24 protein-coding genes and 2 pseudogenes are annotated in these 23,587 nt (G+C 61.1%); 13 read left to right on the top strand and 13 right to left on the bottom strand.

Going from position 1 to position 23,587, the window contains the following annotated elements:
* Nucleotides 1-16 precede the first annotated feature (16 nt).
* Both EK373_RS26830 and EK373_RS26825 read right to left on the bottom strand, forming a co-directional pair.
* Entirely contained in the window at nucleotides 17-532 is a 516-nt protein-coding gene (locus EK373_RS26830) for a hypothetical protein (protein ID WP_129647572.1), read from the bottom strand.
* A 64-nt stretch (nucleotides 533-596) separates the two neighbouring features.
* Nucleotides 597-1,352 (bottom strand): class I SAM-dependent methyltransferase, encoded by a 756-nt coding sequence (locus EK373_RS26825; protein WP_198683680.1) that lies wholly within the window; start codon nucleotides 1,350-1,352, stop codon nucleotides 597-599.
* 171 nt (nucleotides 1,353-1,523) lie between these two features.
* Here EK373_RS26825 and EK373_RS26820 point away from each other — a divergent pair, with 171 nt between their 5' ends.
* Together EK373_RS26820 and EK373_RS26815 are read left to right on the top strand one after the other, a co-directional pair.
* A complete protein-coding gene (locus tag EK373_RS26820) occupies nucleotides 1,524-2,114 on the top strand; it encodes a TonB family protein (RefSeq protein ID WP_129647571.1) in 591 nt (196 codons plus the stop codon).
* A gap of 35 nt (nucleotides 2,115-2,149) precedes the next feature.
* Nucleotides 2,150-3,145 (top strand): hypothetical protein, encoded by a 996-nt coding sequence (locus tag EK373_RS26815; protein WP_129647570.1) that lies wholly within the window; start codon nucleotides 2,150-2,152, stop codon nucleotides 3,143-3,145.
* Here EK373_RS26815 and EK373_RS26810 read toward each other — a convergent pair.
* The gene (locus EK373_RS26810) at nucleotides 3,082-3,369 is read right to left on the bottom strand and encodes an alpha/beta fold hydrolase (protein WP_129647569.1); all 288 of its coding nucleotides are present in this window, start codon (nucleotides 3,367-3,369) and stop codon (nucleotides 3,082-3,084) included. The two genes, EK373_RS26815 and EK373_RS26810, sit on opposite strands and share 64 nt — an antisense overlap.
* Before the next feature lie 24 nt (nucleotides 3,370-3,393).
* Between EK373_RS26810 and EK373_RS26805 the strand changes: the two genes are divergently transcribed.
* Nucleotides 3,394-4,047, top strand: coding sequence for a glutathione S-transferase family protein (locus EK373_RS26805; protein WP_129647568.1), 654 nt, complete (start codon nucleotides 3,394-3,396; stop codon nucleotides 4,045-4,047).
* Between the two features lie 7 nt (nucleotides 4,048-4,054).
* On the opposite strand, the gene EK373_RS26800 is transcribed toward EK373_RS26805, so the two are convergent.
* The 3 genes from EK373_RS26800 to EK373_RS26790 form a co-directional block, all read right to left on the bottom strand.
* A complete protein-coding gene (locus EK373_RS26800) occupies nucleotides 4,055-4,402 on the bottom strand; it encodes a DUF2200 domain-containing protein (protein ID WP_129647567.1) in 348 nt (115 codons plus the stop codon).
* 75 nt (nucleotides 4,403-4,477) lie between these two features.
* The gene (locus tag EK373_RS26795) at nucleotides 4,478-4,939 is read right to left on the bottom strand and encodes a YidB family protein (protein WP_129647566.1); all 462 of its coding nucleotides are present in this window, start codon (nucleotides 4,937-4,939) and stop codon (nucleotides 4,478-4,480) included.
* A 331-nt stretch (nucleotides 4,940-5,270) separates the two neighbouring features.
* Nucleotides 5,271-6,068 (bottom strand): hypothetical protein, encoded by a 798-nt coding sequence (locus EK373_RS26790; protein WP_129647565.1) that lies wholly within the window; start codon nucleotides 6,066-6,068, stop codon nucleotides 5,271-5,273.
* 198 nt (nucleotides 6,069-6,266) lie between these two features.
* Between EK373_RS26790 and ligD the strand changes: the two genes are divergently transcribed.
* On the top strand, nucleotides 6,267-7,511 hold the full coding sequence (gene ligD, locus EK373_RS26785) for a non-homologous end-joining DNA ligase (RefSeq protein WP_129647564.1): 1,245 nt from the start codon (nucleotides 6,267-6,269) through the stop codon (nucleotides 7,509-7,511).
* Here the strand turns inward: ligD and EK373_RS26780 are convergent.
* The gene (locus EK373_RS26780) at nucleotides 7,466-8,512 is read right to left on the bottom strand and encodes an ATP-dependent DNA ligase (protein ID WP_407676223.1); all 1,047 of its coding nucleotides are present in this window, start codon (nucleotides 8,510-8,512) and stop codon (nucleotides 7,466-7,468) included. The two genes, ligD and EK373_RS26780, sit on opposite strands and share 46 nt — an antisense overlap.
* A gap of 219 nt (nucleotides 8,513-8,731) precedes the next feature.
* On the opposite strand from EK373_RS26780, the pseudogene EK373_RS26775 reads away from it, so the two are divergent.
* The 3 genes and pseudogenes from EK373_RS26775 to EK373_RS26765 all read left to right on the top strand — a co-directional run.
* Nucleotides 8,732-9,844 (top strand): annotated as a pseudogene (locus EK373_RS26775) (sensor histidine kinase); the annotation flags it as partial.
* 113 nt (nucleotides 9,845-9,957) lie between these two features.
* Nucleotides 9,958-10,719, top strand: coding sequence for a LytR/AlgR family response regulator transcription factor (locus EK373_RS26770; RefSeq protein ID WP_129647561.1), 762 nt, complete (start codon nucleotides 9,958-9,960; stop codon nucleotides 10,717-10,719).
* Nucleotides 10,720-10,858: 139 nt separating this feature from the next.
* Complete coding sequence (locus EK373_RS26765) at nucleotides 10,859-11,293, top strand: hypothetical protein (RefSeq protein WP_129647560.1); 435 nt, start codon at nucleotides 10,859-10,861, stop codon at nucleotides 11,291-11,293.
* 74 nt (nucleotides 11,294-11,367) lie between these two features.
* On the opposite strand, the gene EK373_RS26760 is transcribed toward EK373_RS26765, so the two are convergent.
* Entirely contained in the window at nucleotides 11,368-12,381 is a 1,014-nt protein-coding gene (locus EK373_RS26760) for a phosphotriesterase family protein (protein WP_129647559.1), read from the bottom strand.
* Nucleotides 12,382-12,641: 260 nt separating this feature from the next.
* Here EK373_RS26760 and EK373_RS26755 point away from each other — a divergent pair.
* Nucleotides 12,642-12,908, top strand: a pseudogene (locus EK373_RS26755) (tyrosine-type recombinase/integrase); the annotation flags it as partial.
* 128 nt (nucleotides 12,909-13,036) lie between these two features.
* Nucleotides 13,037-14,113, top strand: a complete 1,077-nt coding sequence (locus EK373_RS26750) for a J domain-containing protein (RefSeq protein WP_129647557.1) — start codon at nucleotides 13,037-13,039, stop codon at nucleotides 14,111-14,113.
* 133 nt (nucleotides 14,114-14,246) lie between these two features.
* Here the strand turns inward: EK373_RS26750 and EK373_RS26745 are convergent, their stop codons facing one another.
* Entirely contained in the window at nucleotides 14,247-14,924 is a 678-nt protein-coding gene (locus EK373_RS26745) for a hypothetical protein (RefSeq protein ID WP_157994555.1), read from the bottom strand.
* A 275-nt stretch (nucleotides 14,925-15,199) separates the two neighbouring features.
* The gene (locus EK373_RS26740) at nucleotides 15,200-15,604 is read right to left on the bottom strand and encodes a hypothetical protein (RefSeq protein ID WP_129647555.1); all 405 of its coding nucleotides are present in this window, start codon (nucleotides 15,602-15,604) and stop codon (nucleotides 15,200-15,202) included.
* A gap of 166 nt (nucleotides 15,605-15,770) precedes the next feature.
* Between EK373_RS26740 and EK373_RS26735 the strand changes: the two genes are divergently transcribed.
* Nucleotides 15,771-16,643 carry a 3-keto-disaccharide hydrolase gene (locus EK373_RS26735; RefSeq protein ID WP_129647554.1) on the top strand — a complete coding sequence of 291 codons (873 nt, stop codon included), beginning with the start codon at nucleotides 15,771-15,773 and terminating at the stop codon, nucleotides 16,641-16,643.
* Between the two features lie 30 nt (nucleotides 16,644-16,673).
* Here the strand turns inward: EK373_RS26735 and EK373_RS26730 are convergent, their stop codons facing one another.
* Nucleotides 16,674-18,068, bottom strand: a complete 1,395-nt coding sequence (locus tag EK373_RS26730) for an amidohydrolase family protein (protein ID WP_198683678.1) — start codon at nucleotides 18,066-18,068, stop codon at nucleotides 16,674-16,676.
* Between the two features lie 196 nt (nucleotides 18,069-18,264).
* Between EK373_RS26730 and EK373_RS26725 the strand changes: the two genes are divergently transcribed.
* Complete coding sequence (locus EK373_RS26725) at nucleotides 18,265-20,823, top strand: cellulase N-terminal Ig-like domain-containing protein (protein WP_129647552.1); 2,559 nt, start codon at nucleotides 18,265-18,267, stop codon at nucleotides 20,821-20,823.
* 108 nt (nucleotides 20,824-20,931) lie between these two features.
* Nucleotides 20,932-21,249: a quaternary ammonium compound efflux SMR transporter SugE gene (gene sugE, locus EK373_RS26720; protein ID WP_129647551.1), complete on the top strand. Its 318-nt coding sequence runs from the start codon at nucleotides 20,932-20,934 to the stop codon at nucleotides 21,247-21,249.
* Here the strand turns inward: sugE and EK373_RS26715 are convergent.
* Complete coding sequence (locus EK373_RS26715; protein ID WP_129647550.1) at nucleotides 21,246-21,698, bottom strand: cupin domain-containing protein; 453 nt, start codon at nucleotides 21,696-21,698, stop codon at nucleotides 21,246-21,248. The genes sugE and EK373_RS26715 overlap by 4 nt on opposite strands.
* 154 nt (nucleotides 21,699-21,852) lie before the next feature.
* On the opposite strand from EK373_RS26715, the gene EK373_RS26710 reads away from it, so the two are divergent.
* Nucleotides 21,853-22,875, top strand: coding sequence for a transporter (locus tag EK373_RS26710; RefSeq protein ID WP_407676222.1), 1,023 nt, complete (start codon nucleotides 21,853-21,855; stop codon nucleotides 22,873-22,875).
* 11 nt (nucleotides 22,876-22,886) lie between these two features.
* Here EK373_RS26710 and EK373_RS26705 read toward each other — a convergent pair whose 3' ends face one another.
* A complete protein-coding gene (locus EK373_RS26705; RefSeq protein ID WP_129647960.1) occupies nucleotides 22,887-23,537 on the bottom strand; it encodes a YdeI/OmpD-associated family protein in 651 nt (216 codons plus the stop codon).
* Between the last annotated feature and the right edge of the window lie 50 nt (nucleotides 23,538-23,587).

The raw sequence follows: 23,587 nt of genomic DNA, 5'->3' as shown, positions 1-23,587 counted from the left end.
CGGCGCAGTAACGTAGTTACGACGCCGGCCGATATTCGAGTGTGTACTTCACCGGCTGCGGCAGCTGCTCGCTCGACACTTCAACGTTGAGAAGCAGCGTGCCGTTCGGGTCTTTCGAAAACGAGTTCACGCGCACGCCGTCCTCAGCCTTGTAGGTCTGGATCAGCTTGCCGCCCTCGAGCCGCGCGGAAACGTCGAAAACCTCACCGTCGGCGCGCTTCCATTCGATCGACTCCCCGCTGAGCGGCATGCGAATCGGCGCCTGCGTGTCGTAGGTGATCACGGCCTCGCTCGCGCCGAGCTCGATACGAATATCTTTGTAGGCAAAGTTGGTCCGGCTCAGACGGCCACGCGCGATCGGCCGCTTGATGAAGTTCATCTTCTCGACGGCCTTGTCGATCGCCTGCGCGATGTCGTTGCTGCGCTCGGATACCGATTTATATGTTCCCGACAGGCCGGACACCTCGTCCGCCCCCGCCCCGAGCGCGGCAATGCAGCCTACGAGAACAATGCAAAATGTACGTTTGAGCATTTTGCCTCCGGTCAATGAGGGTGCGCGGCTCATCGTAGCGCATAGTCCGGCGGCGGCAAAACGGTCAGTCCGGCTTGCGCGCCCAGGCACAGAACACCATCTCCCAGAGACAGGTTGCATTCCGCTCCCTTCGTTCCGCAGCCAGCCGATCGTCCAGGGTTGCCACATCGACGTCGGCCTCGGTCGCGATGCCGAGGTGCTGCAGACGCGGCAGCACTGAGCGGATGATCGCACCCACCGGGAAGCTGGACGTCGGCGTCAACACATTCGCCTCGGCGCGCACCCGTTGAACGGCCAGCCCCTCGACTGAGAGGGCCGAATGCAGTCCGAAGCCCATGTGCAGATTGGCGCCTTCCAGGCGAAGCATCTCGCGGAGCCAGGAGCGAACGCGGTCGTGCAGCGGCAACGCAGTGGAGCTGTCGCTGATTGCAACCATGTCGTGCTCATGGAATGCGATCACCCCACCCGGGCGGATCGCATCGACGAGTTGCTCCACGGCTTGCGCCGCATCGGGCTGATACATGAGGACGCGCCGGCCCACGACGGCGTCGAGCGTGCCCCGCTCTGAAAATGCAGCATCGAAACCGCCTTCGATGAAGGTAAGGTTCGAAAGCCCGGCATCGCGCGCCGCCCGTCGGGCCAGCTCGAGCATCTGCGGGTTTTGATCGACTCCGAAGACATGGCCCGCGCTACCGACACGGCGAGCAATCATCAGAGAGACCGCCCCCGGGCCGCAGCCGATATCGAGCACTCGCATGCCCGGTCCGATAGCTGCGTCATCGAGCATGCGCTCGGTCATCTCATCGACGTGATTCAACATCGGTACCCAATCTCACTTGCGAGCGAAGGTCAGTGACTATCCGATTGCGCGCGCCGGCCAGATCAACGATAAATAGCGCCTTCTCTGACGCTATCGATCGACTCCAGATGCCGGCGACGATTTTCGCAGACTGTTACTTTTCTGCCCGTTCGGCAACGGGCGGCCTCGACAATGTCTGAGCCGGCGGCCGAAGCTCAGATAGACACGCCCTCAGCCGACCGGCTGGTGATCCGCATCAAGCTGGTTTCGCAAGAGCCGGCTCCGCCTCCGGCCCGGCGGTTCGGCAGAGGCGCGCAGCTGGCGATTGCTGGGACCGTTGTCGCCGTGTTGGTGGGCTGGTTTGGCATCGGCAGCCTCGAATCCGATCCGCCTCCTCCGCCCGCCACCCTCGCCAAAGCGCCAGTCGCCGCCGAGCCTGCGCCAACGCCTGCGAAGCCGATCGAGGCAGAAGCGCCTCAACAGCCAGATGCACCGCCTTCAGCCATCACCGAAGTCGTTCCGGACGTTCCGCAAAGCGCGTTGGATACGATCCGCGGCACGATCAGGGTGATCGTTCGCGTGACCCTCGACAAACAGGGCACAGTTGTCGCCGCCACCGCGGACGATTCGGGCCCGAGCCGCTACTTCGAACGTCTCTCCATCGGGGCAGCAAAGCAATGGACCTTCACGCCCGCCAAGCTGGCAGATCAGCGGGTGATGTTTGTCCGGTTCTACTTCAGGCGCGACGGAGCGACAGCGAACGCGAGCCTCGAAGCGAAGTGAGTCGAGGTTGAACGAGCGGAACCACGGAGGGCTGCATGCAAAACTGTCTCGTCATCCTCGCCTTGGCTCTATTCCTCTCGGCCTGCGAGTCGTTGGTCAAGCCTGCGCCCGAAAAGATCACGCCCTGGACGACCCACCTGAGAGCCGCTCAGCCTGACGATGCGTTCGCCGTCGTGTATTCGTGGCACGGGCGGCGGCTAGTCTTCGTCGGCGCCAAGCATGCAACACGCACCGACAGCCCGACCTTTCGCTTGATCGAGCAGGCCTACTGCTCATTCGATATCGATACTGTGATCGTGGAAGGCCCTCCCTATTCGCACGGCGCAAATGCCGAGCGCTTGTTCAGCTGGGTCGAGAGGCAGCGAGACATCGACGGATTCGTTGAAAGTGGTGAGATCGTTCCCACGGTCCGCGGCGCGCGAGATCACCGGGCAGTCGTTTGGGGCGGCGAACCGGATGACACCGAGGTCCGCGATCGCATCCTGGCCCGAGGCTTCACGCTGCAAGATCTCGTCGGCTTTTACACCATGAGGTCCGTGCCCCAATGGATGCGCGAGCAAAAGATCACAGGTCCGGACGACAGCCGAACGAAACAACTCATCGAAGCCGAACTGGAGCGCAGCCGCTCGCGACTTCGAGCGCCGGCCGATGTTCTACCGAGCCACGCGAGTTGGGCGCAATGGTATGAACGAACCAACGGCAAACCCTTCGACGCATCGTTCACGCTAGAGGAAGGTGGACCGCTAGCCAACGGGCGCTACGCCACCAACAAAATCGCCGAGGCGATTGGACGCGTACGTGACGGATTCCTGCTCGAGATCATCGCGCGGCACTTGAATGCGAACCAAGACGTGCTGGTCGTCTTCGGGGCAAGCCATCTGATGATGCTCCGATCAGCATTGAGCTCCATGCTCGGGCCGCCCAGCTACGAGGGCGACGATCTCGAAGCGTACCGGCAGCGCGATGCTCACTTGACCGATCGAAAGAAATCCTCGGTGGCCTGCCGAACGGCGTCGTGGCACTCGAGATAGGCGAAGTGCCCGCAATCCTTGAGGGTAACCAACCTGGCGTTCGGGACCGCCTGCGCGATGTGTTCGGCAATGTCGACGGGAATGAAGTCGTGGTCGCCGGTGATCACGAGCGTCGGAATCGCCAGCGAGCGCAGGTCCGGCTCGGCGATTCTAACGTCCGGGCAACCCCGAACATGTGGTAAACCGTTGTCGGTCGCGGCCCAGCTCGTTCGTCCTTGAGCCATCGCGGATCACCAGGAGCGCTCCCAATGAACCCCACCATCACCGCTTTCGAACGGTCGCCCGACCGCGGCCGGGGACTGGCGCGGGATATGCGCGTTCGCTGGGCGCTCGAAGAAGTGGGCCAGCCTTACGACGTTCGCCTGGTTTCGTTCGCCGGGTTGAAGCAGCCCGCGCACCGCAAGCTTCATCCGTTCGGCCAGATTCCGACCTACGAAGATGGTGACCTCACCCTGTTCGAATCTGGGGCGATCGTACTCCACATCGCCGAGCGCCACGGGGGCCTGCTACCAGAGGAGGCAAATGCCCGCGCACGCGCGATCGCATGGATGTTTGCCGCGCTGAATACGGTGGAACCGCCGATCGTTGAGCGCTCGATGGCGCTCATCCTGGAGCGCGACAAGAGCTGGTATGCGGAGCGACAAACCATGCTCGACGATCGCGTCCGCGCACGGCTGGGCGAACTTTCCGATCATCTTGGCGACACCGAATGGCTCGATGGCGCGTTCAGCGCCGGCGACCTGCTGATGGTGACGGTACTGCGTCGCTTAGGTGGATCGGGTGGACTGGAGAACTATCCGAATCTTGGCGCCTATATCGCCCGCGGCGAAGCGCGTCCGGCCTACAAGCGCGCCTTCGCCGATCAACTGGCGGTTTTCACCGCTACGCAAGGGAACAGCTGAAGACGAGCTACTCCCGCAGAATCTTTTCCAGCGCCTTGCCCTTGGCGAGCTCATCGATGAGCTTGTCCAGGTAGCGAATCTTTTGCATCAGCGGATCCTCGATCTCCTCCACACGAACGCCACAGATCACGCCTTTGATCAGGGATCTGTTCGGATGCATGGCGGGCGCTCGATCGAAGAACGTTTTCAGGTCGCTCTCTTTGATCTGCTGTTCCAGCTGCGCCTGGCTGTAACCGGTCAGCCAGCAGATGATCCGGTCGACTTCTTGCTTCGTGCGATTCTTGCGTTCCGCCTTTTGCAGGTACAGCGGGTAGACCTTCGCGAACTTCAGCGCGAACACTCGATCGTTTGTCACCCTCGCTCCTCCGTCCAATTCGGCGGGCGATGCCGAGAGGCGGCTGACAGAACGAAACGCTTCCGCCGTCTCTCGTTATCCTTCGCGCGACAGTTCCTCGTCCGTGGGGATCCGCCCGTTCGGCGTGAGTTTATCAATGGCATCCGGCAGCTCGCCACTGAGCCCGGCGAGCAACTGATCCCGAGGCATGCCAGTTTGCTCAACGAGCCACTCGATCCGCTCGTCTCCTAAAGACTGCTCCAGTTCCTTCGGGTCGATGGTCTTGTTCGGCCCCTTCGACACCCAACTTTGCACCTTCTCTTCCTGGCCGCCCTCGCGGAACCGATCTATCAGATCCTTCAAGCCGCCCGAAAGCGCGCCTCCTGACAACGCACCACCTGCACCGGCAGCAGAACCGGAAGCGCCGGTCCCGAGCATGTCCGCGAGGCGCCCTTTGCCTTTGAGCGTGCGGTAGGCCAACAGGCCCATGAGCCCGACCATGACCGGTGACATGCCGCCGCCGCGGCGATTGCCTCCAACTGAATCCAGCAGTCCCATAACTCACCTCCGGCTGTTACCAGAAGAAGAATTCTTTCACTCATTGCGCTTGCTGGATGTAGGCGCTCGACGCGGATTCGTTGATTGGGATCTCTGGTCCAACCGCACTCGCTTCCTACGAACAACGGGAATTGGAGCGGACTTGTTTGGCACGACCTTCGTTGCGAATGGCGAGCCATCGACCAACGTTGGCAGAATCTTGGACAACACCCAGCCATGGGTCCTTCGGTAGCTTTTACCGTTCACGTTCATGTTCCATGCATAGGTTTTATCGGTCGTGGGCGTGAAGGAACGCACCAGCTTGCCACCCCGATACTGCTCGATAGTGCACTCAGAATTCTTCATTTTCATCCGCCAACACCGCCAACGCATCTCCCAACGTCCGCGCGCCCGGCGCGTACACCGACAGCCCCCAACCAAGCGCGCCAGCGAGTACCGCAGTGATCGCAAACGGCACGAGGGTCCTGCGGACGGCCGACTGCAGCCAGTGGCGTGAATCGACACGCCGCAGTCTTCTATACAACGACGCCGCCAGCACGCCGTCCACGAGCAATTCGGCGAACAGCACGGGCGCTGAAAGGATTACTGAAAACGATGCAAACAAAACAACAAACAGAACACCGACGACCGCTAGGACAACTGCGAGAGGAATCGCGAGCTCATCCGCGTCCGCCACTGCCCCGGCGTTTGGAAGCGGAACGTCAGGCAGTTCGACTAGCGGCTCCGATGAGGAACTATCCTCCCAGCGGCCGGAGCTCCCGGCGCCGCTGAATTGACCACCGCCGCCATTGCTGGCCGCTGCCCGCGCTGTCGGGCCGGGAATGGCATTGATGAGCTCGACCGCGACCTCATCCAACCCATCATAAGTATCGGCATCGGTGCGCAGCCAAAGCCACAGCAACAGTAGAAAAACGAGATAGGCGATTGCGACGGAAAGGGCGTATCGAAGTCCGAGCGAATCGACGCCGTAGATGAGCAACAGAAACGACGCCAGGAATCCCGCGCCGCCCGTCAGTCCAACCAGCAGCATCATCTGCAGCCGGGGATAGCCGCGCTTCTCGAGCTCTCGCTGGACGCGACGGATCAGCTGTTGTCGTGAGGTAATAGGCAGCGAACGTGTTGCGTTCATCGGGCGACATCCCTGATTGGCCATCCGTCAATTGGCCGGCGATTATATTTCGGGCTCATCATACCAACGTCGGCCAATACCGGGCGGAACTGCGGCGAAAGCCGCCAGCAGCCTCGACACACAGGGAACCGGCCAACGCCCCTACCGTTGCGTCTGTATCGCAGCAGTAGCGTTACACACCATCGGGCGAATCGACCTATGGCCAAGCAGAGCGCAGCTGAAATCCTTACCGTTGCCGGGCACGAGGTCACGATCTCCAATCCGCACAAGGTACTGTTCCCGGAGCCGAAGCACACGAAGCTCGACCTGGTTCGTTATTACATCGCCGTGAGCGAAGGAGCGCTGCGCGGTGCTGGTGGGCGGCCGAACATGCTGGTGCGCTACCCGAACGGGATCGAAGGCGAGCATTTTTATCAGAAGCGCGCGCCCGCCAGCCGTCCGCCGTGGATCGAAGTGGTCGAATTACATTTCCCTTCGGGTCGGGCTGCGGAAGAGGTCGTGCCACGCGACGCCGCTGCGTTGGCGTGGCTCGCGAATCTCGCATGCCTAGAGCTACACCCCCATCCTGTGCGCGCCGAAGATCTCGATCATCCTGACGAGCTGCGCGTTGACCTGGACCCCGTACCCGGCGTCACGTGGCAGCAGGTCCGGGAAGTCACAGCAATCGCGCGAGCTGTGCTCGATGATTTCAAGCTCGTTGGCTGGCCCAAGACCTCGGGCTCGCGCGGCATGCACCTGTGTGTGCGTATCGAGCCGCGTTGGACCTTCGATGAAGTCCGCCTCGCAGCTCTTGCGCTTGCGCGCGAAATCGAACGCCGCGCGCCCGAACTCGCTACGAGCAAGTGGTGGAAAGAAGAGCGCCAGGGTGTATTCGTCGACTACAACCAGAACGCCAAAGACCGTACCGTCGCCGCCGCATACTCAGTACGGCCGCGGCCTGACGCGCGTGTCTCGGCGCCGCTCTCATGGGATGAGGTCGACGCTTGCGACCCGGCGGATTTCACGCTGGCGACGATGCCGACCCGCTTCAAAAAGTCAGGCGATCTGCACGCAGGGATCGATGAGCACGCCGGCTCCCTCGAAGGACTGCTCGAACTTTTCGAACGCCAGGGCCTGGGCGACGCGCCCTGGCCGCCACACTATCGCCGCCAGGATTCGGAGCCGCCTCGCGTTCAACCCTCCAAGCGAAAATCCAAGCTGCCTCTGATCGAGATCGGACGCGCACGCCGTAAGGAAGACGCTGTGGCAGGCGTGGAGCGCTGGAAGACTCGACATCCCGAGGCAGCAGCTCATTTACAGCCTGCCGACGTACTCGTGGATGCGATGCGCGGGCGGTACACGACGTGGACTCGGACTCGTATCAATCTACAGCACGTCCCGGAAGCGCTGCGTCCGCCTCAGGAGCCGCTCGATCCGGACGAGAAGATTCGCTCGAGCTCGTAGGGAGTCGTTACTTCGAGCTGATCGTAACGGCAGGCGTCCGGCGGCTTGTCAGGCCGCCAGCGCAAGAAAATTGCCGCGTGCCGGAACCGATTGCCCTGCATGTGATCGTACTTCACCTCGCAGACGCGCTCGATCCTCAGCGGCTCCCATGACAAATCCTTGCCCGCACTCCAGCGACTCTGAGCGCCAGGCATGCGACTCGATTCCGCTGCCGCGCCCGCCCATTCGCGCCACGGGTGATCGTCCATTGCCTTCTTACGCAGCGGTGCAAGCTCCTTCACGAGCTGCCGACGCACGGCCATCGTGAACGATGACGTCACTCCAACGTGCTGGAGCACTCCGTCGTCATCGTAAAGGCCGAGCAGTAACGAGCCCACTGCGTCCTTGCCACTCTTGTGGTAACGGAATCCCGCCACCACACAATCCGCCGTGCGCGCGTGCTTTACCTTGATCATTGCGCGCTTGGCCGGCTGGTACACACCCGACTCCGGCTTCGCAATCACGCCATCGAGGCCGGCGCCTTCGAAACGCGTCAGCCAGTCGAGTGCGATGGCCCGGTCGCGTGTGACCGGCGTCAAATAGACGGGAGGCGTAACGGCGCCGAGCAACTTTTCCAGAGCAGCGCGCCTCGCCTCTTGCGGCTCGCCCATGAGATTACGTCCGGCAGCCGACAGCACATCGAACGCGACGAAAGAGGCGGGTGTTTCTTTCGCGAGCTTCGCCACGCGAGATGCCGCCGGGTGCAGCCGCAGCTGAAGCGCATCGAAATCCAGCCCGCCGCTCGTAGCGATCACGATCTCACCGTCCACCACGCAGTTGCGCGGCAGGCGATCGAGCAGCACGTCGTGCAGCTCCGGAAAATAGCGATCCAGCGGTCTCGAGTCCCGGCTTTGCAAATAAACGTCGTCTTTGCCACGGAACACGATCGCCCGAAAGCCGTCCCATTTTGGCTCATACAAGTAGTCCCCTACCGGCACCTCGTCAGCGAGCTTCGCGAGCATGGGCTCGACCGGAGGCTGTACGGGCGAAGAGTCAGGCACCAGGTTTTCCTCGCTTGAAACGAAAGGCGGCCCGAACGCTGCCGCTCGTTCATCAAACCAACGAGTAGCCCGTTATGGTCCGTCATTCTCTAAATATGATAGAAGTAATCTCTCATGTTGCGATCAGCCGGCGCGCCGGTCGAACTCAGCGATGAGCGTTAGCAAACGACCGGACGGTCGATGGGCGCATCGCCGAGGAATGATGTGCGCCACCCGCACGGGCTGATGAAGCAATTGGGTATGCTGCGAGCGCCGGCGACGGGTCGGCAAGTGGAGGCCGCCCGGCCGATGGCACAGCTCGCTAGAGAAGAACACGAAGGGGCGCGACCGGTCGTGGAGAACGTGTCCCATATCGGCCGCCGGGCCGTAGCCATTCTGGCGGCGTGGACACTGGTCGCAATGTTCTTCGCCGGCCAAGCCTGGTTTGCCGCACAGGTGCGCGGCGAACCGTTGGCGTGGGCACGCGCCAGCGCCATCTGGCTCGTCTGGGCCGCGGTTTGGGCAGCCCTCACGCCGATCGCCCTGCGACTCGAGGCGCGGTTCCCGCTGCAGCGGCCGCGCTTCCTTGGCGCGCTCGCGTTGCATGGCGTCGCTTCGGCCACCTGCGCCCTGGTCAACCTGGCGCTCTTCGCGGTCGCGGCGCCAGTCATCGGTGCGACCCAGGTCGAACCCACCTGGCTCGGCACCTTCAGCCGGCTGCTTGGCACGACGCTTCTGCTGAACCTCCCGGTATATTGGCTGATCGTCGCCGCGGCGCATGTGGAGCGACTCGTGCGGACCGCCCGAGAAAGGGATCGTCGGCAACTCCGCCTCGAAGCGCAGCTGGCGGATGCCCGCCTGCAGACATTGCGCGCCCAGTTGCAGCCACACTTCCTTTTCAACGCTCACAACACGATCTCGGTGCTGATGCGCGAGGATGTCGACTCAGCAGATCGGATCCTCCTGCAGCTCAGCGCATTGCTACGCCGCTCGCTTGACAGCACCGAGGCGCATGAGGTGACGCTCGGCGAAGAGATTGCCTTTCTCGAGAGCTATCTCGAGATCGAGCAGGCCCGCTTCGGCGAGCGTCTGAGCTATCGGATCCTCATTCCTGATGATGTTCTCGAAGCGCGGGTTCCGAACTTGATCCTCCAACCCCTGGTCGAGAACGCGCTACGGCATGGACTAGCCACGCGCGCTGGACCGGGGCGAGTGGAAATCAAAGCGGACCGCCAGGGCGACTCCCTCCTGCTGTGCGTTGTCGATGACGGCCGTGGTCTACCACCGGCGACGATCGAACGCGTCGGCCTGGCGAACACGAGGGCGCGGTTGCGCTTGCTGTATGCGGACAGGCAACGCTTCGACGTGCGAAATTCCGATGACGGCGGCGTCATCGCCGAGATCGAGCTACCTTGGCGCACTCTCCCATGACCATCCGCGTACTGATCGTTGACGATGAACCGGTCGCCCGCCGCGGGATATTGCGGCTGCTGCGGCAGGAGCCGGACATCGAAGTCGTCGGAGAGTGCGGTGACGGTGAAGCTGCGATCACGGCGATCAGCGCGCTTGCGCCCGACCTCGTCTTCCTCGATGTGCAGATGCCCGAGCTCGATGGGTTCGCCGTCATTGCAGCCATCGAGGGCGATCGAATGCCAGCGGTCGTATTCGTGACCGCATTCGATCAACACGCTGTGCGAGCCTTCGATGCGCAAGCGCTCGACTACGTGCTGAAGCCGATCGATCCGGAACGCTTTCGCCGTGCACTGAAGCGCGCTCGTTCCCACCTGGTCCATCCCGATGACGGTTTCGTCAGCCGCGTTTCCGAGGCCTTGAAGTCGATGGGTCGAGGCGAACCGCAGCGTTACCCCTTGCGACTCGCAATCCGTTCCGAGGGTCGCATTCGATTGCTCGACATCGGCGAGGTCGATCGCATCGTCGCCGCAGGAAATTACGTCGAGATCCACACAGGCGCGAAACAGCACCTGCTGCGCGAGACGATGGCCAGCCTCGAGTCCCGCCTGGACCCACAACGTTTCATCCGAGTATCGCGGGCGGCAATCCTTAGCATTGCCCAGATTCGCGAAGTGCAGCCACTGTTCAATGGAGACTTCGTCGTTCTCCTCAAGAATGGCGCGCAGGTGAACGGCAGCCGCCGCTATCGGGCGGCGCTCGACGTGTTGCTTCGCTGAGCGCTGCTTTCCGCACGCTCTCGTCACTGCGCAGCCCCCACTCCTCCCACCGCCGCGTCCGCCTGGCACCAAGTGGCCGCGAGCGACCGCACGATAACTCATCATCCGCGACACGCACTTCCGCGTCATGGAGAAAGCAATGAGTTGGATTATCGCTGGCGTGACATTGGCATTTGCCGCTGCTCCGGCGGCAGCAAGCGAGGCCGTAAACATGCGTTTTGAGTGCCGCGCGTCGACCACAAAGCCAAGTCAGCCGCCTGAACTTTCGGGTCTGTGGGACGTGGTCATGGATGTGGGAGGTGTTCCCAGCTTCGGTCTTCTCTCCCTTGGAATGTCAGGTACAGAGTTGGCAGGATCGCTTGCGCTCACTGCCGGGGTGGTGGTCGTTCGCAGCCTGAAGTCCGACGGTCAGACCGTGGCGATGGTTGTCGCATCCGCCGAGGGGGACGTTCGCTTCGACGGTTCTCTCGCGTCCGATGGGAAGCGGATGTGCGGCATCGTCAGCTACCATGGCGGACAGAAGTTCGAAATGATCGTGCAAAAAAGGCCAGACAGGAGAAGTGGCGCACTATGACTGGCCAGGCGCCGCATCAGCAGCGTTTGTTCAGCGCGAGCGGATGACCCCCAAAACGAAGAATGACCGAACGCTTAGCAGCGACTGAAGAAGCGTTTAGGATTCCCAACGGTGATCATCTGGATTTCCCGTTGTGATACGCCGATTTGTTTCAGATAGGGAATCGTCTTGCGAATTGTAAACAGCATACCATCCGGGTTGACTTTTTCCCGCTCTACGTCGCCGTGCACCCAGTCGTTCGAGAGAAATATCCTGTCGACGAAGCCGGCGTCTATGAGTTGTTTGATGGCGCCCGCCCGTTCTTGCCAGGGCAACGTCGCCCCGGGAGCCATTCCCCAGAATGTATGATCCATGCCAAGCGTGTATCCACGCTTGGCGAGACCAGTGAGGTAATTCATATCATCCGTGTCGTCGCTGTGGCCGAGCGATACTCTTGCGGGACTCACGCCCTCGGCTTCGAAGAGTTCCGCCTGCTTCTCACCGGCGCGGCGATGTGAATTCGTATGTGTTGCAATGGGAACCCCGGTAGCCTTGCTGGCGCGCGCCGCCGCCTTGAAAACCTTCTCCTCGGCGGGCGTCATGGTGTCATGGCGAGCTGCTACCTTGATGACGCCCGCCTTGATGTCTGTGTCGTCGATGCCTTGCTCGATTTCCCGGATAAAGAGCTGGGTGATCTCTTCCACGGTTCGTGCATTGTAGGAGTCAGGTGCAAAGAAATGCTGACCCGTGGCCGCCACGATTTGCATTCCAGACTTGCGTGAGATCTCTTCGCGGTAGCGAATGTCGCGGCCGATGTCGAAGGTAGTGACATCGATAATGGTCTCGATGCCTGCATCCCTTGCCGCTTTGAGCTTGTCGACGGCATCGGCGACGGAATTCGCCCTGCTGCCGAAAATTTCTTCTGCCCCGCTGCCTACGTGTTCATGGGTCAAAGTGAAGCCGAGCTTCGATGCATCTAGCGGCCCTAAGACAGTTTGAACGACACCGGCACGCGCGCCCCTAGCCGCATCTGTGTTGGCGTTAGCTTTCGACGCGTGCGCGATCTGAAAGCATTCCACCGCCAAGAGACCGGCAGCCGTTGTTTGCATGAGGAATTCTCGCCTAGTCGTCACGACGGCTCTCCTTATGAAGCGGACACCAGCTCCGTCCTTATATGGTACACGTGGTGATTCAGGCGCTCAGCGCAGAGGAAAGCAGACTCAGAGAAGTACCGGTGAATGGCCGCTTCGGGTCGGCTAGCGTCCATGATACCTCTCCCTTCAAGAGCCAGGAGCGTGTCATGGAAGCGAACCAGAGCTCGTTGCTGCCTGGGTTCAGTTGAAAGCCCTCAAGCCAGGTGCGTCCTGTTCCCAGCTGGCGGAGCCGCTCCGGTCATCTGTCCACGGGCCAGTACTCTAGAATCGTTCACGGCTGGATTTGTGAGTTGGGCGCCGACCCATCAGCCTACTCGACTCATTCGATTAGGCGCACGAAGGCATCCCTGATCTATCGCCGAACAAAGAACCTGCGGGCGGTCCAGCTGCTGCTGGGACATACGAAGCTTGAAAGCACGGTCCGATATCTTGGCAGCGAGGCTGATGATGCTCTCGAGATGGCGGCGCAGACCGAAGTCTAGCTCAGCGCCGGTAAGCGGCCGCATGGTCGCTTACCGGCCATGAGGGACCTCCGGACAAAGGCACACCCGATTTGCGGCGCGAGCACTTATCCCGGACAATTCGCGCCCCGTCGCGCACTGTCTCGATCATGTCCGGAAAATCGCTCCTACACGTTCCACGGGCGGCCGCACGCAGCCCTTCGAAGCCGGATCAAGAGCGCTTTCGATATCTCATCGATCAGATCGAGGCGATGCGGCGCGCACGCGCCGATTGGAACGAACTGGTCGCCTCATTCAGAACGTCTGACGCCGAGCGCGTCTATCCACTGCGCGCGACCCTTAAGCAGGTTACGCGCGAAACCGTTCTCGTGATCGATCGACTGCTCGATGGCAAGGGCTGGTCGAGAGCGGATCAGGCCGCGCTGAAGGAGATCGCGTGCCACACGGCGGAGGCCCTCCTGCACGCCAATCCACACGATCTCGAGATCCGTGACGTCTTCGACCGCCATAGCTCGATCACCTTCGAGGAATCAAAGCGAGAAGAAATTGAAGATCTGAAGCAGCAAGCGAAGGAACACATGGGCATCGATCTGGATGATGCCGACATCGAATCTGAAGAGGATCTGGTCGAGCACATCTACGAGCATATGAAACACGACGAAGCCCGTGAACACGAGCGCTCGGCGGAGCGCCGGAAGTCGCGAGGGCAGAAGCGTGCCGAAGCCAGCGCAAAGACCGCGAAGCAGCTTCTGAGAGAGATTTATCGAAAGCTCGCAAGCGCCGTGCATCCGGATCGAGAAGCCGATGCCGCGCGGCGCACCGAAAAGAACGAGCTCATGCAAGAGATCAACCGTGCGTACGCCAACAACGACCTGTTGGCGTTGCTCGAGGCACAGCTGCGTCTCGAACTCATCGATCCGGATCACGCAAGCAAGCTCAGCCGTGAAAAGCTGCAGCAGTTCAACCGACTGCTCTGTGAGCAGCTTGAAACGATGAAAACCGAGCTGCGCTCGATCCAAGACGCATTCCGCATCGATCACGGACTACCGCAGGGAAGCGCGCTTGATGCCCGGAGTCTTCATTTGGTCAGTAAGCAGCGCGCGCGGGAACTGCGAGCGCATATCAATCAGCAGAAAGGCTTCCTCGAAGTGCTCGCCAACAAAAGCGCGACAAAACGCTGGCTTAAAAATCAACGTCGCTTTGATGACGGTGAAGACGAGTACTGACCACCCGGGCCGAGGACTGCCACCCTGCCCGTCCGCTTTCGGCCAGAAGCGGACTTTCTAGAGACACCTGGTTCTTTGCCGACGCGTGCCGCCGGTCCCATGCGAGGCTTCCGCTGCGGTCGAGCAGCCGGCCTCACTCCCCGCAATACTCCCGATAACTCTTGCCATAAAAACTCACCTTCGGCGACGCCTCCATCGCTGCTTTCAACCTCGAGCACGGCGTGGAACCGGGCGAATTCTCCGCGATGCTCTTAGCCAACTTCTGCAGCGCCTCGTCGATCACGGCGATGGACGCCACGTTGACCTCCGGCACACTCCGCACGGCACGCCCGCTGAACTCTTTTCCGTCTAATTCGACGACCACGTCTACAACTAACGGAGCCGGTGGATTCGCCTCCTCCGCATCGACGCCGCCGACCATTTCCGATCCCTTTCGGCACTCCATGCTGTTCAAAACATCGTAGACCAGACCGGTCTCGGTAGGATCTTTGTGATCCGGCGGGGCCTGCCGGTTCGTGTGCAGGGTGAACCACGTGAGCTTGAATGCTCGATCGCGAAATTCGCTCGGCAGGAATCGTTCTAAACCATAGGCCGCGGCGTCCGCGCGAGCCGGTGTGGAGTTGCCGTCGCCCCAGCGGGTAATGGCGAAATCACAAGAGGTGCGCCATAAGGACAGCTTCTTCTGTTTCTTTTGCCAATCCGGCCGAACATCTTCGACCGCAACGCTAGTCTTCTCACCCGCCGCGCGTTCCGGCGAAAGGCGGATGACCTCCTTCGAGAACGCCGCCGCTGGCGCAAGCACAAGGAACATCCCGCATCCGATTGCTTTACGAACGAAACTCACTGTCGCCATCGCTCCGTGCTGCCGAGAAATTGCCGCGAACCATACCCAGCTAAGTGCGTGCCGAATAGCGGGCAACTTTATGTATGCAAACACTCGTGTATCGTCGCGATGTGCCAATATCCACTTTGGGTCGGCACCGGAAGTCAGCTAACCGAACTTGACGCTCGGTGGCGAACAGCGCAGGCGCCCCACTCCCGTAGCCCGCGAAGGCGCCATGTGATTTGAGGGGGCGGCGGTGTCGCCTATGGGGACTCGACTTTTACGACTGTTAGAACCGTCGCTCGTCGTGAAGGCCGCTTCAGATGAACGATCGCGAATTGGCCGTCGTAGACGAAGTCGCCGGCGGTGCAGTAGCCGTCGTACTGATATTGGAAGGTGAATCGGAATGGCGCGGTCAGCGAGGTTCGATTCCGGCTGATGCTTTCCACGCGCAGTTCGGCCGTTCCCTTGATCAGCACGATCTCATCGCTCGGGTACTCTATTTCCTCGCTCAGCACGACAATTGTGCCTGACGCTACGATATGGCTGGCCTTCAGCTCTCGCTGGGAAACCCGCGCGATTCCACAGGTTGTCGCCACAGCACTGGATGCGCTGAAAACCGTCCAAATGAGGCTGGCCGACATGGCCATTTTCTTGATGTTTCTCACGGTCCCTCCCTAACCTTTATCGCTCGGATGCTAGGCTCGTGCAGCGGCAGCGGCAAGGCCCGCGCATGCCGCTACACAACTCCCTATAATCGCGGACTTCGCGGAGGGCGGCGCATGCGGCATCGCTCTTCAGTTTCGCGCCGCTGCTCAGCTCGGGTTATCGAGAATGCATAAACAGATCCTCGCCCTTTGCACGTTCGCAGCGTTGAACACCGCGCAGGCTTCGGAGCAGCCCTGGCAGCAGCTGCTCGACAAGGATCTCAGCCAATGGGATGTCTATCTGAGCTACCCGGGCGATGTAATCGCTTCAGTGGTCGCAGGTACGGCGCCCGCTTCGTTGAAGCCGGTCGGCGTCAACAAAGACAGCAAGCATGTGTTCTCGATGGTGGAAGACCACGCAACCCCGGTGCTCCGGATTTCTGGCGAGATCTACGGCAGCGCCGCCACGAAACAAGAGTTTTCCAATTACCACTTCCGCGCGAAGTTCAAATGGGGCGAGCGCAAATGGGAGCCGCGCCTGAGCGAATTGAAAGACTCAGGCGTCCTGTATCACAGCACCGGACCGTGGGGTGTCGATTATTGGCATTCGTGGATGCAAGCCCAGGAATTCCAGATCATCGAAGACGGTATCGGCGAGTACTGGACGATTGCCAGAGCCCAGGTGGATATCCCGGCGGTAAAGCCGGAGGGTGCCAAGTTCTACAAATATAAGAAGGACGCGCCCTGGCTCACGTTTGCCGCAGAGGGGGAAAAATACGGTGCTGCCGACAATTACTGCCAGATCAGCGAGAACACCGAGATCAAGGACGACTGGAATCAGATCGAGCTGGTGTGCTACGCCGATCGCTGCGTCCACATCGCCAATGGCAAAGTCGTTCTGGCCGTGAAGAACTCTCGCCACGCCGTAGATGGCAAAGTCGTCCCGCTCACCAAAGGCAAATTGCAGATCCAGAGCGAAGCAGCTGAGGTGTTCTACAAGGACGTCGAGATCCGACTGATCACCTCGATGCCGGCCGAATTCGCGGACTACTTTCGCTGACCAGGCCCGAGCTACGCAGTTCAACAGGACTCACGGCGCTTCACTGGCGCGCCGATAGCTCTGTCGAATTTTCTCGGTGAGATCTTTGAGGGCGGCGGCGTCCCGCCACTGCCCCTGGACCATAACTCCCATCGGCGTGCGAAGCGTGGTCAGCGTGTCGAGTGGATTCTTTGAGGAAAGAATGAGATCGGCGCGATAACCCGGCGCCACGATACCAAACAAATCACCTCCTTTGGTCCGCTGCATGAAGCTACCGGGCGCTCGGGTGGCCGTAGACAGCGCCTGAAAACGGGTCAATCCCGAGGCCTCGAGATCACTCAGGCTGTCGTGCAGCGAGAAACCGGGCGGCAGTCCGGCAATCGTCGGGGCGTCGGTGCCTGCCACCAATTCGACGCCCGCATCGGCCATCGCTTTTACCAGCATCCTCAAGAAGGCAAGCTTGGGAGCCAACTTAGCGGTCTTGTTGGCATAAGCGCTCATCTGCCAAGCGAGCCGATCATTCGGCGACAGATAGAGAGATTCGGGTCGAGCAAGATAAGAAGTAACGACATCCGCACGACCAATCTGATGCGCTATGGCTGCATAGGTACCAACGTCGGCGGTTACCGCGACATTGTAACGTTTGGCGAGCGCGACTGCCGATGCGATGCGGCTGGGATCCGGCGGCGCATCGCTTTCATCGACGCCCGGTGGCGTAAAAAACGTGTAGAAAAATTCCTCCGCATGCGCAATGAGCACTTGCCCTTCGGCGAGCTGGCGTTCGAGGCGAACGGCGTACACGCCGTGTCCGACCAGGGGCATGGCCAACCGCCTGCCCTCCTCGGCTAATGCGAAGAATGCGTCGGGCGCGAGGCCGACATAGACTTTGATGAAGTCGTATCCGTTGGTCTTGGCAAGCCCAACGACCGCGCGCGCCTCGGCCGGCGTCTTGATGACGAAGGCGTTGTAGTCTCTCGATCCATCGACCTTGAAGCTGGTATAGACGTGCGGCCCCGGAATGGCGCCGCGATTGACTGCCGGCACGATGCTATCCACGAAGCCCGCGTGGGCTCCTCCCATGTGCAAGATCGTCGTGACGCCATTCGCGAGATAAACGGCCAGGTCGTTCGGAGTCTCCGAATGCGTGTGCATGTCGGCCAACCCTGGGGACAAATACGCCGTCTTGTGCCCATCGATCACTTGCGCGTGCTTTGGCACGGTCAGCTGATCGCCCATCGCCACGATCTGATTGCCTTCGACGATGACGGTCTGATCTGCGAGCACCCGTTCACGATCCATCGGGATGACATTGACGTGCACGAACGCCGTGGTCCGCCCCGATGCATAGTCGGCGTGCACCGCAAGCGGCCAAAAGATCGACCAAAGCAATGACGCGAAATAGAGATGACGCACAGTTCCCCCCAGGACGCCGCGTACTTCGCGCACGTAATGCATCCTTTCCAAAGTGCCAGCGGCGAAATTGAGATGCAGAGGAGGCAGGAAAGGTTTGAGGCCGTCCGCCGATCGAGTCGCTGGCAATGTGTCAGGTGACTGGCGTCATCTCCACGATCCCGCTGGCGCGAATCCCGCCAAGGCGTTACGTTCTAGTGCTAGCGGTACCATTTTGGGGGAATTCGGTCGAATGAAGCTGCAACGATTGCTGGCTCTCTGCCTGCTCGCGGGCCCGTGCGCCACTCCCGCGCAAGACAACGCCTCCTTGCGTTTGCACGAGCGCGGCTACCTGACCCGGCCCGGCTTGGACGTGCTCGTCTTCTCCGATATCTACCCCGACGGTCATCAGACCGGCGTTACGATCATTCAACACGGCACGCGGGTCGCGGCGAACGGTGACGTGCGGCTGGAGAAATCGCCGGGGCAATGGTCGCCCATGCCCAAAGGGGGCGAGCGCACCGTCGACAAGGACAGCGCGACGATCAGTCAGCACCTCTCCTATCCCGATCCGGAGAAGAATCGGCGAGGGTTCAATCCGATCTTTTATCCGGATCTGCAGCTCGGCTACTGGGTGCGTGTCACGCCCGAACGCAATGGGGCCTTTCGCATCCGTGTGGATCTCGATCAACCGTTGCCGCAGCAGTGGGCGGGGCGCATCGGCTTCAATCTGGAATTGTTTCCTACCGACCTGTTCGGCAAATCCTGGCTGATGGACTCCGTCAGCGGCATCTTCCCCCGGCAGCCTGGCGGCCCTCTTGTTTCTAGCTCTATCTCCGACGACGCAACAGCCTCGACCCCGCGCCAGGCCAATTCGCCTACGGCCGCGCCGGACAGCGGCTTGACCGCGCCCCTCGCGAGCGGCAAGCGGCTCGTCGTCGCCGCTGAATCCAACCTGCAGCGACTGTCGATCGAAAGCGTTACGGGCTCATTGGAGCTCATCGACGGTCGCAGTAATCACAACAACGGATGGTTTATTGTGCGCGGCGCGCTGGATGCCGGAGCGACGACGCGCGCCCTGGAGTGGGTCGTCACGCCACACACGGTCGCGAACTGGCGCTACGAGCCGGTGATCCAGGTCTCGCAAGTGGGTTATGCATCGGCTCAGCCCAAGCGAGCGATCATCGAGTTGGACGTGCGGGATGTGACATTGCAACCGGTGCGCCTGCTCCGGCTCACGGAAAACGGCTCACAAGAGGTGCTCTCGCTCACACCGGCCGCCTGGGGAAACTTCCTGCGCTATCGCTACGCCGCCGTCGACTTCAGCTCGATCCGGGATCCCGGCATGTATGTGCTCAGCTACGGCGACAAGACGTCGCATCCATTCCGCATCGGTGACGATGTGTATGCACGGCACGTCTGGCAACCGACGCTGGAATATTTCCTGCCCGCTCAGATGTGTCACATGCGCGTGAGCGAAAAGTATCGCGTGTGGCACGGGCTGGATCACCAGGACGACGCGTTGATGGCGCCCGTCAATCTCAACCATTTCGACGGTTACGTGCAGGGCTCGAGCACACTGTCCCGGTTTCGGCCCGGAGAGGCTGTGCCGGGCCTCGCGGCGGGCGGCTGGCACGACGCCGGGGATCTCGATCTGCGCGTCGAATCCCAGATCGGCACGGTCTGGTTGCTGGCAAAGATGATCGAGGAATTCGGCCTCGACTACGATGCCACCACGATCGACCAGTCGCGCAAACAGGTGGAGATCCGCGACGCCGATGGCAAGAACGACGCGCTCCAGCAGATCGAACACGGGTTGCTCAGCGTGCTGGGGGGCTATCGAGCGCTGGGGCGGCTGTATCGCGGCATCATCGAGCCGGACTTGCGGGCCTATGTGCTGCTTGGAGATGCGGCGGTTCAAACCGACAACGCCGTAAGCAAGCCCGTCGCCGGTCTCGGCGTCGACAATAACGGTCAGCCTATCGTCGCGGACGATCGCTGGGTGTTTACCGAAGACAATCCGGAGCGCGAGCTGCACGTCGCCGCCGGCTTGCTCGCCGCCGGTCGCGTCCTGAAGGGCTACAACTCGCAGCTCGCTGAGGAGGCAACGTCGGCTGCGCAGGAGCTCGTTGCCAGAGCGTCGGATAGAAACAAGGGAGCGGCGCGTGTCTTCGCTCTTGCGGAATTGATTCAATCGACCAACGATGCGCGCTACGTGGAGCAGTTGGTTGCGATGGAGGCATTCATCGTCGCGCAACCCAAGGAGAGCGCCTGGATGCTGGCGTCGATTCTGGATCGGTTGCCGAAACGTTTCGTGGCGCGCGTCACCAAGGCAGTCGCCGAATATCAAAAAGGCGTCAGCGCTCGCGCACGCACCGATTCGCCTTATGGCGTACCTTACGAACCGAACATCTGGGGCGCCGGCTGGGACATTCAAAAGCGCGGCGTGCACCAGTACTTCTTCCAGAAAGGCTGGCCGGCGCTCACGAGCGTCGACTCGTATGTCAACGCACTCAATTTCATTCTGGGTGTCCACCCCGGCTCGAACACCGCATCGTTCGTCTCCGGCGTCGGCGCGCACTCGGTCACAACCGCCTATGGCACCAATCGCGCCGACTGGTCCTACATCCCGGGCGGTGTCGTCTCCGGAACGAACCTGGTCCGTCCTGACCTGCCCGAGCTGAAGGTGTGGCCGTACTTCTGGCAGCAAACCGAATATGTCATGGGCGGCGGCGAGACGAACTTCATGTTCCTGGCACTCGCGGTGGATAAGTTGTACCGGAATCGCGAGCCGGCAGCGGCGAGCCCGTGAGACGCAATAATCGCTGACGGGGCCCCTGTCACAAGTTTTCCACTTGGTTCGTCTTAAAGCAGCGTCCACCTCGGAGTTGACGCTGCTTTATCCATCCACGGGGGTTCCATGGCCTGGTTGCTGCTCATCATTGCGGGGTTGTGCGAGATCGTCTGGGCGATCGGTCTCAAGCACACGGAAGGATTCACACGGATAGGGCCAACCGTCATTACGATCACGGCCATGCTCGTCAGTATCGTCCTGCTGGGAATCGCGATGAAGTCGCTGCCAGTGGGGACTTCTTATGCCGTGTGGGTGGGCATCGGGGCCGTCGGAACGGCGGCGATGGGCATCCTCATGCTGGGCGAGCCCGCCAATGCCGGACGGATCGCGAGCCTGACGCTCATCATCGCCGGCATCGTCGGGCTGAAGTTGGCGACGCCTTAGTACGGCGAGCCATCCTTGTGCACGAAGCGCCCGTCGGTGTTGGCGCTCATCATGTCGATCTCGGAGTAGTTGATGACATCCTCCAGGTGGCGCGAGCCCATTTCCAGGTAGAGGGCGACGGTGGAGGATTTGTTGATCAGATGATGGCCGTTGCCGGTGCCTTTCGGAAACGCCGCGCAGTCGCCTTTGCGCAGTACGGTCTCGCCGCCATCTTCGACCAGCGTCAGCTCACCTTCGAGGACATAAACGAACTCATCTTCGTGGCTGTGCCAGTGGCGCTGGCTCGACCAGCCGCCCGGTGGGAGCGTCATCAGATTCACGCCGAAGTCGCGCAAGCCCCCCGCATCGCCCAAGCGACGACGAGTGCGTTCGGCACAGGGCGCGTCGAATGGCGGCGGATACGGGCAGCCCTTTCGCACGGTCACTGTGGAAACGTCGACCTTGGGCATGGTGCTTCACCCTCTTCAATAACTGCCGAAGCAAAATAGACATCCGTAGTCAGCATTAGCTGTTAGCGTTCCGACAAGAACCGGAGTGTGCCAGCGCCGCCGCTTCGTGAGAATCTTCGCCTTTCCGGCCCAACGGCGTCCGAGCTCTCGAGTGATGACACTCAACTTCAATATTCCGTGGCTGTATACACCGATCATCGGGATCGTCGGCCTGTTCCCAAGCCATCCGGCTGGGGCACACGAGGCTGAAGCGACGGCGGCAGTGTCGCAACAATCGCTCGACGACGCGTGGTGGACCGGCCCGATCATTGCTGCCGGCGCGGGCACGCTCCCGCAAGGGCATGCGCTGGTTGAGCCGTACATCTACGATGTGATTCGCTACGGTCGCTACGACAACGACGGCGATGAACGAAGCGCTTCACGCACACATTCGTACGGCTCCTTGACCTACATTCTCTACGGCGTGACCGATCGATTTACGGCCGGCCTGATCCCGACGTTCGGCTACAACAATGTGAACGGCGGCCGCGACAGTTCAGGAATTCAGCTCGGCGACGTCTCGGTGCAAGGACAATATCGCCTGACGCAATTTCAACAGGGCAGCCTGATTCCGACCCTGTCCCTCGTCGTTCAGCAGACGCTGCCGACGGGCAAGTACGATCGATTGGGTGAAGACGTGAACGACGGACTGGGAAGCGGCGCGAACACGACGACGCTGGCGCTCTACTCGCAGTACTACGTCTGGATGCCGAACGGCCGCATTCTGCGCAGCCGCTTCAATGTCTCGTATGCGTTATCGGATGACGTAGACGTTGAGGATGTCAGTGTCTACGGCACCAGCGAGGGTTTTCGCGGAACCGCGCGTCCGGGCGACGTGCTCACCATCAACTCCGCCTGGGAATACAGCATTACTCGCGAGTGGGTATTCGCGATCGACTTCATTTACCAGCACGACGCAAGCACGCGGGTTGACGGTATCCAGACCGACCCTGGCACGGGCGATTCACGGCGCATCGAAGAAGACTTCGGCTCCGCGTGGCGCTTCGGTATTGCGCCCGCGGTTGAATATAACTTCACCAGCCGCGTCGGCGTCATCGCCGGTGCGAGATGGTTTGCCGCCGGGCGTAATACGAGCGCCACGATTACGCCGGTGGCGGCGATCAACATGGTGTTCTGATCGCTTCCATCTCAGCTCCGCTTCTTCGCCTTGGCCCGCCTGGCGACGGGCTTCTTGTCGAGTCGCTGCGGAACAATGGTCTCGCCCTTGGCCAGCATCGCCACCAGCGTCTCGATCTTCTTCGCCCGGCCCGCCGGCGTCTTCATGTTGTTCGTCCGGAAGGTGAGCGCGAACAGATTCCGGCGATTGAGCAGTTCGAAGGTTTTGCGAGCGCGAGCGTTTGCGTCGATGGCAGCGCGCAGATCGGCGGGAATGGTTTCCGCAGAGGAGCTACGCATCGGAGCATAGGCAGCGTCCCAGCGACCGTCGGCCTTCGCGGCATCGATATGCTTTTGACCATGCGGCGTCATGCGCCCCGCCGCAGTCAGCCGCGCGACGTTCTTGCGGTTGATATCGCTCCAGACGCTCTTCGGTTTGCGAGGCGAATAGCGTTGCAGGAACGAAATTTCATCGTAGGCCTTGCGCAGGCCATCGATCCAGCCCCAGCACAGCACCACGTCCAGCGCCTCGGCGCAGGTTACGGTCGGCTTGCCGGAATCCTTCTTGAAGACTCGCAGCCACAGCTCGTCCTCGCGGTCGTGCTGCTTGCTCAGCCACTTCTCGAACTCGGCGGCCGAACGGAAGCTTTTGATCTTTCTCGGATCGGGGATCACCTGGGCCATCGGCGTAACCGCTCCTGTGTGCGTCCATTGCATGCAGTCTAACTTAAACA

Source organism: Peristeroidobacter agariperforans (genome assembly GCF_004138335.1).
In the GTDB taxonomy this organism is placed as follows: domain Bacteria; phylum Pseudomonadota; class Gammaproteobacteria; order Steroidobacterales; family Steroidobacteraceae; genus Steroidobacter; species Steroidobacter agariperforans.
Note: the sequence above shows the minus strand (reverse complement) of the source record. Positions and strands in the feature narration are given on the sequence as shown.

What these genes read in the sequence shown, in the direction of transcription:
- EK373_RS26830 (WP_129647572.1), bottom strand. Translation starts at nt 532, where the DNA reads ATGCTCAAACGTACATTTTGCATTGTTCTCGTAGGCTGCATTGCCGCG.
- EK373_RS26825 (WP_198683680.1), bottom strand. Translation starts at nt 1,352, where the DNA reads ATGTTGAATCACGTCGATGAGATGACCGAGCGCATGCTCGATGACGCA.
- EK373_RS26820 (WP_129647571.1), top strand. Translation starts at nt 1,524, where the DNA reads ATGTCTGAGCCGGCGGCCGAAGCTCAGATAGACACGCCCTCAGCCGAC.
- EK373_RS26815 (WP_129647570.1), top strand. Translation starts at nt 2,150, where the DNA reads ATGCAAAACTGTCTCGTCATCCTCGCCTTGGCTCTATTCCTCTCGGCC.
- EK373_RS26810 (WP_129647569.1), bottom strand. Translation starts at nt 3,369, where the DNA reads ATGGCTCAAGGACGAACGAGCTGGGCCGCGACCGACAACGGTTTACCA.
- EK373_RS26805 (WP_129647568.1), top strand. Translation starts at nt 3,394, where the DNA reads ATGAACCCCACCATCACCGCTTTCGAACGGTCGCCCGACCGCGGCCGG.
- EK373_RS26795 (WP_129647566.1), bottom strand. Translation starts at nt 4,939, where the DNA reads ATGGGACTGCTGGATTCAGTTGGAGGCAATCGCCGCGGCGGCGGCATG.
- EK373_RS26790 (WP_129647565.1), bottom strand. Translation starts at nt 6,068, where the DNA reads ATGAACGCAACACGTTCGCTGCCTATTACCTCACGACAACAGCTGATC.
- ligD (WP_129647564.1), top strand. Translation starts at nt 6,267, where the DNA reads ATGGCCAAGCAGAGCGCAGCTGAAATCCTTACCGTTGCCGGGCACGAG.
- EK373_RS26780 (WP_407676223.1), bottom strand. Translation starts at nt 8,512, where the DNA reads ATGCTCGCGAAGCTCGCTGACGAGGTGCCGGTAGGGGACTACTTGTAT.
- EK373_RS26770 (WP_129647561.1), top strand. Translation starts at nt 9,958, where the DNA reads ATGACCATCCGCGTACTGATCGTTGACGATGAACCGGTCGCCCGCCGC.
- EK373_RS26765 (WP_129647560.1), top strand. Translation starts at nt 10,859, where the DNA reads ATGAGTTGGATTATCGCTGGCGTGACATTGGCATTTGCCGCTGCTCCG.
- EK373_RS26760 (WP_129647559.1), bottom strand. Translation starts at nt 12,381, where the DNA reads ATGCAAACAACGGCTGCCGGTCTCTTGGCGGTGGAATGCTTTCAGATC.
- EK373_RS26750 (WP_129647557.1), top strand. Translation starts at nt 13,037, where the DNA reads ATGTCCGGAAAATCGCTCCTACACGTTCCACGGGCGGCCGCACGCAGC.
- EK373_RS26745 (WP_157994555.1), bottom strand. Translation starts at nt 14,924, where the DNA reads ATGTTCCTTGTGCTTGCGCCAGCGGCGGCGTTCTCGAAGGAGGTCATC.
- EK373_RS26735 (WP_129647554.1), top strand. Translation starts at nt 15,771, where the DNA reads ATGCATAAACAGATCCTCGCCCTTTGCACGTTCGCAGCGTTGAACACC.
- EK373_RS26725 (WP_129647552.1), top strand. Translation starts at nt 18,265, where the DNA reads ATGAAGCTGCAACGATTGCTGGCTCTCTGCCTGCTCGCGGGCCCGTGC.
- sugE (WP_129647551.1), top strand. Translation starts at nt 20,932, where the DNA reads ATGGCCTGGTTGCTGCTCATCATTGCGGGGTTGTGCGAGATCGTCTGG.
- EK373_RS26715 (WP_129647550.1), bottom strand. Translation starts at nt 21,698, where the DNA reads ATGCCCAAGGTCGACGTTTCCACAGTGACCGTGCGAAAGGGCTGCCCG.
- EK373_RS26710 (WP_407676222.1), top strand. Translation starts at nt 21,853, where the DNA reads ATGACACTCAACTTCAATATTCCGTGGCTGTATACACCGATCATCGGG.
- EK373_RS26705 (WP_129647960.1), bottom strand. Translation starts at nt 23,537, where the DNA reads ATGGCCCAGGTGATCCCCGATCCGAGAAAGATCAAAAGCTTCCGTTCG.